The organism is Paenibacillus sp. A3 (assembly GCF_001399685.1).
GTDB lineage: Bacteria > Bacillota > Bacilli > Paenibacillales > NBRC-103111 > Paenibacillus_G.
This window is the reverse complement of record NZ_JTHN01000255.1, coordinates 1-10,923: the sequence shown is the minus strand read 5'-3', so window position 1 is coordinate 10,923 and position 10,923 is coordinate 1. Positions and strand designations below refer to the sequence as shown.

Below are 10,923 nucleotides of genomic sequence, written 5' to 3'. Positions count from 1 at the left end.
ATACCCCACCTCTATTTGTTTGAGATTTTCTCCATTCTGGGTTTCTCAACACTTTGGAGCCCCCTTCGAGGGGGCTTTTTTAGTAAGTAAAGTTTTTTCTATACAAAGTAATGAGTTTATTGTATATTTAGGATAATAATGGATCGGTTTACCATTCGAACCATTCCTTTATGGAGGTGTATGAAAACAACAAACTCACATCAGATTGGGATTTTTGACGTGAAGTACAGGGCTCTGACGATCGGTATTATTTTGGTCCTTACGACCGTAGCTTTCGAAGGGCTGGCCATTACGACGATTGCCCCTAATCTGGCACAAAGCTTACGGGGCATTCATCTCTACGGCTGGATCTTCAGCGCCTTTTTATTGGCTCAAATTATAGGGACCACCGTCATGGGACAGCAGATTGATAAGCGCGGCGTTTTCAAATCCATACTTGCGTCTTTTAGTATCTTTGTTATCGGTATCGTTATTGCTGCTGTTTCATTCAATATGCATATGCTTATCGTTGGAAGAGCCTTTCAAGGCTTTGGAGCAGGCGCCCTCATCACATGTGTCTACACCAGCGTTACACTAAGCTATCCCGATGCACTTCGAACGAAAATTTTAGCTGCATTCTCCATGGCTTTTGTTCTGCCCTCATTAATCGGTCCCTACGTGGCAGGACTTATAGCTGCATATATTTCTTGGAGATTTGTTTTTTGGATCGTTCTGCCATTGATTGTGCTGGCGTTAAGCTTAACGTTTCGTTCCTTTCGAAATCTGCAAAACCTGCAAGCTCAAATGACACCAGCCCCAAAAGACAGTTCTAAAGAAATGCACGCCATCATACTGGCCATTGGAACAGGATTGCTATTAACCGGACTGGGTATGATTTCCGATTGGAAAGGAATTGTACTTTCTATTGTTGGCGGACTCATCATGATTCCTTCCTTGCAAAAGCTGCTTCCCCAAGGCACCTTTTCGGTAAAAAAAGGCTTGCCCGCAACCATGGCTTCCAGAGGGCTGTATGTTGCCTGCTACTTTGCTACGGAGAGCTTCGTTATCTTGGCTCTTACCGAAGTGAAAGGCTTCTCGGAAGAGCTTGCCGGTCTGATTGTAGCCGCGGGCGCATTGAGCTGGTCCGCCGCAGCGTGGCTGCAATCCAAGCTCGATGAACGAGATCGCGGTCATGGCAGAAAAAGCAGGGTAATCCTCGGTATAGGGATTATGATCGTTGGAGTAACGTTCGTGATAACAGCCATCGTATTTTCAGGCGGCGGGGTTGTCCTCGTGCTGCTTTCGCAAATCATTACAGGATTCGGCGTAGGATTAGCGAATCCGACAACCGGAGCTATTGCATTACAGCAGGCCCAGGCAGGGAAGGAAGGAGAGATATCCGCAACGCTTCAATTCGTTGATTCGTTCAGTATCGGATTGAGCATCGGAGTAAGCGGCGCTCTGATCGCCCTAAGCGAGACGCTGCAATGGGGGATATTTGCCGGAGTTATGATGGCATTATCTCTCCAGTTAGGTTTCGTGCTTTTAAGTTTAGTGACATCTTTTAGGATTACAACCCGGGTTCAAGAAAGCCCTCACCCGCTTAACGAGGCGGAGACGAAGCTTCCAATGTAAGAACGGCTTCATTGCGGAATGCGGGGAGACTCATACGATTTGGAGGTATAGAAGATGGCTCGTGTGTTGGTTGTCATTACTCCGGCGGAAGGTCACGTGAATCCTTCGCTGGGATTGATCAAGCAGTTGACGGACAACGGCGAGGAAGTTGTCTATGTATGCACCGAGGAGTATCGCGCCAGAATTGAACAAACCGGAGCACAGTTACGGACCTATCCTTTTCCCGAAGACGCTTTTTCCCATGATCCGGTGTTAAAGCCCGCGGAGTATAAGCATCCTTATCAGTTCGTCTATATGATGGTCGGCGGGATTATTCGGAAGATCGTCCCGGAAGTTCTGCGGGTTACGGCGAATGAAACGTTCGATTATTTGATTTTCGACTCCTTGATGGGCTGGGGAGGCACGATCATCGCAGAAAAGCTGGGCATCCCTGCGGTATGCTCCATCGCTTCCTTTGCTTTCGTAGAGCCTTTGGGGGCTGATCAAGGCTTGGATGAGAACCGTAAGGACGTCAAGGAGCTGTATGAGGCCACGATGAAGTTGACGCGGCAATTAGCCGATGAATTTCAAGTGCGTGCCCCGGCTATGGATGAGATTGCCAGACATGCGGGGCGATTAAAGCTCGTTTATACAAGCCGCTATTTTCAACCGCAAGCGGAAAAGCTGGACGATAGCTTTATTTTTGCCGGTCCTTCGATCGTACCGCGTCAGGATGCTCCGTCTTTCCCGTTCGAACAGCTGCGCGCCCGACATCGTCAGACGGTTTACATCGCAATGGGGACCATCTTGAATAAAGACTTGGATTTCTACAAGCTTTGCTTTGACGCATTTGGGGATTTACCGGTCACGTTCGTCGTATCTTCAGGCAAATATACGGATATGACACCATTGAAGGATCGGATTCCTGACAATTTTATTGTAAAGCCATACGTTCCGCAGCTGGAAATGCTGCAGCATGCAGACGCGTTTATTACCCATGCGGGCATGAACAGCACAAGCGAGGCCTTGTATTACAATGTGCCTCTGGTGATGATTCCGCTAACCTCGGATCAGCCTCTTGTGGCGAAGCGGGTGGAGGAGCTGGGAGCGGGCATTGCTTTGGATAAACATAACCTCACCCCCGCTGCTTTGAGAGCTGCTTTAGCAGAAGTACTGAGCAATCCGGCTTATAAGCAGCAGGCTCATGTCATCGGCGAATCTTTACGCCAGGCCGGTGGCTATAAGCGGGCTGCCGATGCCATAACGAACTATTTTGCCAAAATAAATAGATAAAGTGAGGTCCGCTCGTCCACTTCATGGGCGGGCAGTGGTCAAATCCTGCGGCTGACCAAAAAGGAATAAAGCAAGAAGAGGCTTTTCACCCGAACCGTTTCCTGTATAATGGAATGAAAGCAGTTACAATTTCTATGGGAGACATGCAGGGGGCGGGCCAATTGCGTCGGTTAGGAATTCGTATCAACAAACATAGCGTGATCGTCACGTGGCTCATTTCCTACATTTCGGTGCTGCTTGTTCCGGTTATGATCAGCGCGATTCTGTATGCCGCCACTTGGCATGTGGTGGAATCGGAAATCAACCGAGCCAACGAATCGATGCTACGGCAGATGGAGCAGGCGATTGACGGCAATCTGGCAGGGATCGAACGGTTAAGCCTCGAAATCGCGTTGAACCGGCGGGTAGCCGGATTTATCAATGCGCAGCAGCCGCTTACGGACAGCGACTATTACGATTTGGTCAGTATCGCGGGCGATCTGCGGGTGTATCAGGTGGCCAACGATTTTATCGAGCAGATCTACGTTTATTACAAAAACAGCGACACCGTATTGTCGGCCAGGGAACACATCGACAGCCGGGCGTTGTACGGGAAATTGCGGGAGACAGACGGGACGAGCTACGAGGAGTGGAGAGCGTTTTTCGACAAGCGGTACATTCAGGAATACGTCCCCGTTACGATAAGCGGGGATGGTGAGCCGGTCAAGGCCGTCATGTACGCCAAATCGGTCACGCTCGACCATACGGATCAGCCGGGTGCGGTGATTCTGTTCGTCATCAAGGATTCCAAGCTATTGGACAATATCACACCCGCTAACCAGGCTTCGATCGCTGTAGTGGATAAGCAGAACCGCCTGGTCGCCTCGACGGGCTTCGATCATAACCCGGTTGCACCGGTTTACGACCGTCTCACGAACAGGCATGGCCTGTTGTATGAGACGATTTCCGGTAAACAGGTTGCCGTGTCCTACACGACGTCGGACAGCACGGGCTGGAAATACGTTTCGATGATTCCCGCCGAGCTGTTCGACGACAAGATGAAGACGATGAAGCTGCTCATTTACACCAGCATCGGCCTAAGCCTCGTTATCGGCGGAATCGTTACGTTCCTGTTCTTGCGAAAAAATTACAATCCGATCAGCGTGCTGATTCGCAGCCTTTCGGTAAAATCGGGCGTCTCCTTCGACGAAGGGTCGAACGAGTACGGGTACCTCGAGCAGGCGCTCAATACGACGTTTGCCGAGAAGGAGAAGATCGACCAGCGGCTTCGCCGGCATCGCGACGCCATCCGTTCGCATTTGTTCCAGAGTTTGCTGAAGGGCCGGCTGGAGCAAAACGTTCCGGTACACGAGTCGCTCGCCGCCCACGATATCCGGCTGGCTTCGCCACACTTTGCCGTCCTTCTGTTTCACATCGATCATTACGGCAAGCTGGATTCGTCCGGTTATCCCGATCCCCGGATGGGCAGGCTGCTGCATTTTATCATCATGAACGTGGTGGAGGAGGTGGCGGGCAGCCGCCATCACGCTTTCACGACGGAAATGGACGATATGCTGGCGTGCATCGTCAATTTCGGGACGGAGCCTGATGAGGAAGAACTGCGGCGAATCGCGGCCCAGGTCAAGTCATTTCTGCTCGACCATTTCCATATCCGCCTGACCGCAGCGATCAGCGGCATCCATCAAGAACTGTACGGGATTCCGCGCGCGTATCAAGAAACGCTGGAGGCGCTGGAATACCGCCTCGTGATGGGGAGCGGGGAAATTATCCGTTACATCGATCTGCCCGGTTCGGATACGGCGCAACCATCTGGCAGCTACTACTACCCTTTACATGTGGAGCAGCAGCTGATAAATTTCGTCAAGACGGGCGACCACGAGAAATCAAGTGCGATGATCGACGAACTTATCGGTATCAACGTCTCCGGAGCGTCCCTGTCCGTACCGCTGGCCAAATGTCTCATGTTCGATATGATCAGCACACTTCTGAAAACGATGGACGAAATCGGCGCGGGAGGCAAGCGGGATTTCCTCGAGCGGGTCAATCCGGTGGACCGGTTGACCGGCTGCGAAACGATCATGGAGATGCAGGTGCAGCTCCGTGAGGTGCTTGGCGAAGTATGCCGCTTGATCCAGGAGGAGCGCAGCCAGGAGCAGAGTAGTATGCTGAGTCAGCAGATCCTCTCTTACATAAGGGATCATTACAACGATGAGAACCTCAATATCTCGATGCTCGGCGAAGCGTTCGGGTTGACCCCGTCTTATTTGTCGAAGCAGTTCAAGGCGCAGACGGGCAAGGCGCTGCTCGATGTGATCAGCATGACCCGACTGGAGGAAGCGAAGCGGCTGCTCCCGGATACTAAGCTGTCGGTTGCGGAAATCGCCAGAAAGGTCGGATACGCCGACATCAACACGTTCAACCGGATTTTCAAAAAATTCGAAGGCATTACGCCGGGAAAATATAGAGAGCTCTAATAATAGCTGGCCCGCCCAGGAAAAGCCGTTCAAGCATGCTTGCGCGGCTTTTTTCGGTTTTTGCATAGGGATTGCGAAAAAGCATGGCCGTCATACTGCCGTTTTTAACGGTGGAGTTTCGATTTTGAATATAGCCTTCGAGGTGCGCTTCGTAGCATAATGGCCCTAAGGTGCAGCAACCCGGAGTGCACACTTACTCAAATCATAGGGGGATTCGCATGAAACAAAGCTCTGCCGGTAAATCGTTTCGCGCAGCGGCATGTGTCGTCCTGGCTTCCAGCTTGGTCGTCGCATGCACCAAACAGAATATCGGGGATGGCCAGGATGCGACGAAAACGCCTGCGCCGTCATCGGAAGCTGGCAAGTACCCTATCCAAACGAAGGAATCGTTGACCTCGTGGGAGCTGATCAATACGAACCTGATCACCTTTGTGCCCAACCTGGCCGACTCGCCGTTCGGCAAACAGCTGGAGAAGGAAACCGGCGTGAAAGTCAAGTATGCGCATCCGGCCGACGGGCAGTCGAAGGAGCAGTTCAATCTGCTGATCGCGTCGAACAAATTGCCGGACGTCATCGAATACGACTGGAACAGCTCCTATCCCGGAGGAGCGGAGAAGGCGATCGCCGACAAGGTCATTCTGCCGCTTAACGATTATATTGACAAGTATGCGCCCAATCTGAAAAAGCGGCTGCAGCAGGACAAAGAGCTGGACAAGATGGTGAAGACGGACAGCGGCAAATATTATGTATTTCCGATGATCCGTCCCGACAACGGGCTTGTATTCCGCGGACCGATGATCCGCAAAGACTGGCTGGACGAATTGAAGCTGCAGGTGCCGACGACGATCGACGAATGGTACACCGTTTTGAAAGCGTTTAAAGAACAAAAGGGAGCGTCGGCTCCGTTCACTTCGCTGTACAGCAACGAGTTTAATATTCAAGACGCGTTTATCGGGGCCTACCGTACGGCCAACCGGTTCTATATCGACGATCAAGGCAAGGTAAAGTACGGGCCGATCGATCCGCAGTTCAAGGAAGCGCTTGCTCTGCTCCGGAAATGGTATGCGGAAGGGCTGATCGATAAGGATTTTGCCTTGAACACGGATTCGAAGACGCTGGACAACAAAATGTTGGGTGAAAATTCGGGGGCCACGGTCTCTCTGCTCAGCGGCGGCATGGGCCGTTGGATGGAAACCGGGAAGAAGAAAAATCCGAAATTCCAGCTTGTTGCCGCGCCGTATCCGACCTTGAAAAAAGGGGAGCGGGCCTTCATCGGACAACGTGATTTCAAATACAATCCGTCCGCCAGCAAAGCGGTAACCGTCGACACGAAGCATCCCGAACTGGCCGTCCAATGGCTGGACTACGCTTTCAGCGAGAAGGGCAGCCTGCTGTTCAACTTCGGGATTGAAGGCGAGAGCTATGCGATGAAGGACGGCGCGCCGCAATTCACCGACAAGATAACGAAAAACGAGAAATATAATCTCCAGCAAATGGTGTCTCAATATACGAAGCCGAACGGGCCGTTCCCGGGAGACAGCCGGAAAAACTTCAACACGTTCCCGGAGCAGGATGAAGCCGTGAAGATATGGTCCGAAACCGATGCCGCCAAGCATGTGATGCCGCTGTTTATTACGCCGACCGTCGAGGAGAGCAAGGAAGTAGCCAAGCTGAATACGGCGATCGCGAGCTATAAGGAAGAAATGTTCGTGAAATTTATTATGGGCAAGGAACCGATAGACAAATTCGACGATTACGTGAAGCAGATTCAGTCGATGGGAATCGATAAGGTAACGAAAATTTATCAAGAAGCGCTGGACCGGTACAATAAACGATAAATCGGGCTTGGAAGGAGAGAGAACATGAGCGCCATGAACCCGGAAACGACGATCGCCGTGGTCCCGAAGAAACGTGCGGGTATTGGGCTGCTGGTGGATATCCGGAAAAATAAGCTGCTGTACGTCATGCTGCTTCCGGTGCTGCTCTTTTACGTGATATTCCACTACGCTCCGATGTATGGGGCCGTCATCGCGTTTAAAGATTTTTCGCCCCGGCTCGGCATAGGGGAGAGTCCATGGATCGGCTTCGAGCATTTCAATACGTTTTTCAACGGGGCTTATTTCTGGAGAACGATCAAAAATACGCTGCTGATCAGCTTCTACGAGCTGCTGTTCGGCTTTCCGGCGCCGATCGTGCTCGCCCTGCTGCTTAATGAAGTGAGACATACATTATTCAAGCGCACGGTGCAGACGGTCACTTATTTGCCACACTTCATCTCGCTCGTCGTCATTTGCGGCATTGTGAAGGACTTTACATCCGCCGACGGTGTCATTAACGATATCCTCGTCTACATGGGGGGAGAACGTCTTTCGCTGCTCCTTGAGCCGGATATGTTCCGCTCGATCTATGTCTCTTCCGGGATATGGCAGCATATCGGCTGGGGAACGATCATCTTTTTGGCCGCCTTGACCGGCATCGATCCCGAACAGTACGAAGCCGCCAGGATGGACGGCGCCGGGCGGTGGAAGCAGATGCTGCATGTCACGATTCCGGGCTTGATGCCGACGATCGTCATCCTGCTTATTTTGAACATCGGACGGCTGATGAATGTCGGATTCGAAAAGATCATCCTGCTGTACAATCCAAGCACGTACGAGACAGCCGATGTCATCTCGTCGTATGTGTACCGGGTCGGCTTGCAGGATTTCAATTACAGCTTCAGCTCGGCGGTCGGGTTGTTCAACTCCGCAATCAATTTTATTCTCGTGATCTTTTCCAACTGGTTGAGCCGCAAGCTGAACAATACGAGCTTATGGTAGAAAGGAGGAACAGCCGATGCTGAACCAGCGCACCGTTTCGGAAAGATGCTTTGATGCCGGCAACGTCGTCTTTTTGACCTTGCTGATGGTACTCACCATTTATCCCATCGTGTACGTGGCCTTCGCTTCCGTTAGTGACGCCGCCAGCTTGATGGCGCACAAAGGAATGCTGTGGAAGCCGCTCGGATTTTCGCTCGAGGCGTACGCGAGCGTGTTTAATAACCCGATGATTTTGAAGGGCTACGGGAATACGCTGTTCGTCGTCATCGTCGGACTTGCGTTCAATCTGTCGCTTACGGCCTTCGGGGCGTATGCCTTGTCGCGCAAAAGCTTGCGCTACCGCAAGCCGCTCATGTTGTTTATCGTCTTCACGATGTTCTTCAGCGGAGGGTTGATTCCATTTTATTTTACGGTCAAAGGAATCGGGCTTGCCGACTCGCTCTGGGCGCTTATTATTCCGCATGCGATCAATACGTTCAATCTGATCATTATGAAAACGTCGTTCGAGGCGATCCCCGACAGCCTGGAGGAATCGGCCAAGATCGATGGAGCGAACGATTTCGTCATCCTGTTCCGCATCATGCTGCCCCTGTCCATGCCCGTCATCGCGGTTATGATGCTGTATTACGGCGTCAGTCATTGGAACTCCTGGTTCCATGCCATGATCTTTCTGCAGGACCGGTCGCTGTATCCGCTGCAGCTCGTGCTCCGCGAAATTTTGCTGCAGGGCGAAGCGAGCTCGATGGCCGTCGGCGCGTCGGATAGCGATGTGGCGATGCTGTCGGTTACGCTGAAATACGCGACGATTATCGTCGCGACGGTGCCGATTCTTCTCGTGTATCCGTTCCTGCAAAAGTACTTCGTGAAGGGTGCGCTGGTCGGCGCAATCAAAGGATAAGGAGCGGAACCCGCAGCATGAATGGAAACGAAACGGAAAATGTCCGCCTGGAGCTCAATTGGGAGCAGTTTATGGCCGATAATGATATGGAATGGGTCGTCAAGCCCGTCAGCTGGGACGAGGGTGCTTTTATCGGCAACGGTCTGATCGGCGCGATGATTTATGGGGAGGAGAATGCGAAGAAGCGGAACGTGCTGCGGTTCGTTGCGGGGCGGACGGACGTGACGGCGACCCGGACGGACGGTCCGGGCTTCTGTCCGCGCGTACCGGTCGGCGAGCTGGACCTGGAGCTGGAAGGAATGATTTATCATCCGACCTCGATGCGGCTGGATTTGTGGAATGCCGAGCTGCGCGCCGTATTGACGACGACCCGGGAAGAGGTCCGGGTCCGGGCATTCGTCCACAGCGAAGCGGAGGTTATGGCCGTCGAGCTCGAAACGACGGAAGGGGAAAAAGGCGCGCGCTTGGCGTGGTACGCGAATTCCGAGGTGGACCCGGTGCTCAAGCATGCCGACGGCATCAATATGAACCAGTACATTCCGGCGGAAGAAGTGGACAAAACGACGTGGGACGACGGCATATCCTTATCCGTCCAGCGGTTTGCCCCGGATGAAGGCTGCGTCGCGGCATGGAAGGAGACGCGAGCCGCCGCAGGTCGCCGCAGCATCTGGTATGTCAGCATCGTCAACGGCCATGACGAGAAGGCGAAGGAACAAGCTGCGGCAGCGGTGAGGAAAGCTTCGGAGAGCGATTTCGGCGCGTGGGTCGACGCGCATCGCCGGTGGTGGCACCGGTATTACCGGCAAAGCTTCGTTTCGATCCCGGACGGGCGGCTGGAAAGCTTTTACTGGATTCAGATGTATAAGCTGGCCTCGGCCACACGGGCCGACCGGCCGCTGATCGACAATCAGGGACCGTGGCTTGCCCCGACGCCTTGGCCGGGGATCTGGTTCAACATGAACGTGCAAATGAGCTATTCGCCGGTCTATGCGGCGAACCGGCTGGAGATCGGGCAATCGCTTGTGCGGGCGCTCGACGAGAACAGGGAGCATTTGATTGGAAACGTGCCCGAGCCGTTCCGGCACGATTCGGCGGGACTCGGCCGAAGCTGCAGCTTTGACCTGAAAAGCGAAGTGGACGACGAGGTCGGCAACCTCGCCTGGATCTGCCACAATGTTTGGCGGCACTACCGGTACTCTATGGATGACGAGATGCTGAGAAATGTGCTGTATCCGCTCTTGCGAAGAAGTATGAATTATTATTTTCACCTGCTGGAAGAAGAGGAAGACGGCAGACTGCATTTGCCGCCGACCATTTCCCCCGAATACGGATCGTTTATGGGGACGAGGGTGCGCGATTGCCATTACGATCTGGCGCTCATCCGCTGGGGCTGCGAAACGCTGCTGGCCATAAGCGAGCGGCTGGGGGAAGCGGACCCGTCGTGCTGGAAATGGCTGCACGTTCTCGACCGGCTGGCGCCGCTGCCGGTGGATGAGACCGGCTACATGATCGGCCGCGACACGCCGCTTGCGTACGGCCACCGGCATTTCAGCCACCTGCTCGCCGTCTTTCCGCTGCACCTGATCGGCTGCGACAGGGAGGAGGACCGGGAATTGATCGCTACCTCGCTTCGCCACTGGATCGGTAAGGAAGGCGATCTGCGCGGCTTCAGCCTGACCGGCGCGGCATCCATTGCCGCGACGCTCGGTTGGGGGAATGAAGCGCTTCGCTTGCTGCAAGCGCTGCTGCTGATCATCAAGCCGAACACGATGTATAAAGAAGCGGGGCCGGTTATCGAGACGCCGCTCGCGGGAGCGGCGGCGATTCATGACATGCTGCTGCAAAG

Annotated in this window: 7 protein-coding genes; all 7 read left to right on the top strand. The window is 53.3% G+C overall.

Annotation, left to right across the window (positions count from 1 at the left end; genetic code table 11):
- The first annotated feature begins 180 nt into the window (after positions 1-180).
- On the top strand, positions 181-1,614 hold the full coding sequence (locus tag QJ48_RS31560; protein WP_054977300.1) for an MFS transporter: 1,434 nt from the start codon (positions 181-183) through the stop codon (positions 1,612-1,614).
- Between the two features lie 54 nt (positions 1,615-1,668).
- Positions 1,669-2,886, top strand: a complete 1,218-nt coding sequence (locus tag QJ48_RS31555) for a macrolide family glycosyltransferase (RefSeq protein WP_054977299.1) — start codon at positions 1,669-1,671, stop codon at positions 2,884-2,886.
- A gap of 161 nt (positions 2,887-3,047) precedes the next feature.
- Entirely contained in the window at positions 3,048-5,360 is a 2,313-nt protein-coding gene (locus QJ48_RS31550) for a helix-turn-helix domain-containing protein (protein WP_082420757.1), read from the top strand.
- A gap of 218 nt (positions 5,361-5,578) precedes the next feature.
- Complete coding sequence (locus tag QJ48_RS31545; RefSeq protein ID WP_054977297.1) at positions 5,579-7,198, top strand: extracellular solute-binding protein; 1,620 nt, start codon at positions 5,579-5,581, stop codon at positions 7,196-7,198.
- Positions 7,199-7,222: 24 nt separating this feature from the next.
- The gene (locus QJ48_RS31540; protein WP_054977296.1) at positions 7,223-8,179 is read left to right on the top strand and encodes a sugar ABC transporter permease; all 957 of its coding nucleotides are present in this window, start codon (positions 7,223-7,225) and stop codon (positions 8,177-8,179) included.
- A 16-nt stretch (positions 8,180-8,195) separates the two neighbouring features.
- Positions 8,196-9,077 (top strand): carbohydrate ABC transporter permease, encoded by an 882-nt coding sequence (locus QJ48_RS31535; RefSeq protein ID WP_054977295.1) that lies wholly within the window; start codon positions 8,196-8,198, stop codon positions 9,075-9,077.
- A 17-nt stretch (positions 9,078-9,094) separates the two neighbouring features.
- Positions 9,095-10,923, top strand: a 1,829-nt coding sequence (locus QJ48_RS31530) for a glycosyl hydrolase family 95 catalytic domain-containing protein (RefSeq protein WP_054977294.1), incomplete at its 3' end; no start/stop codon positions are given.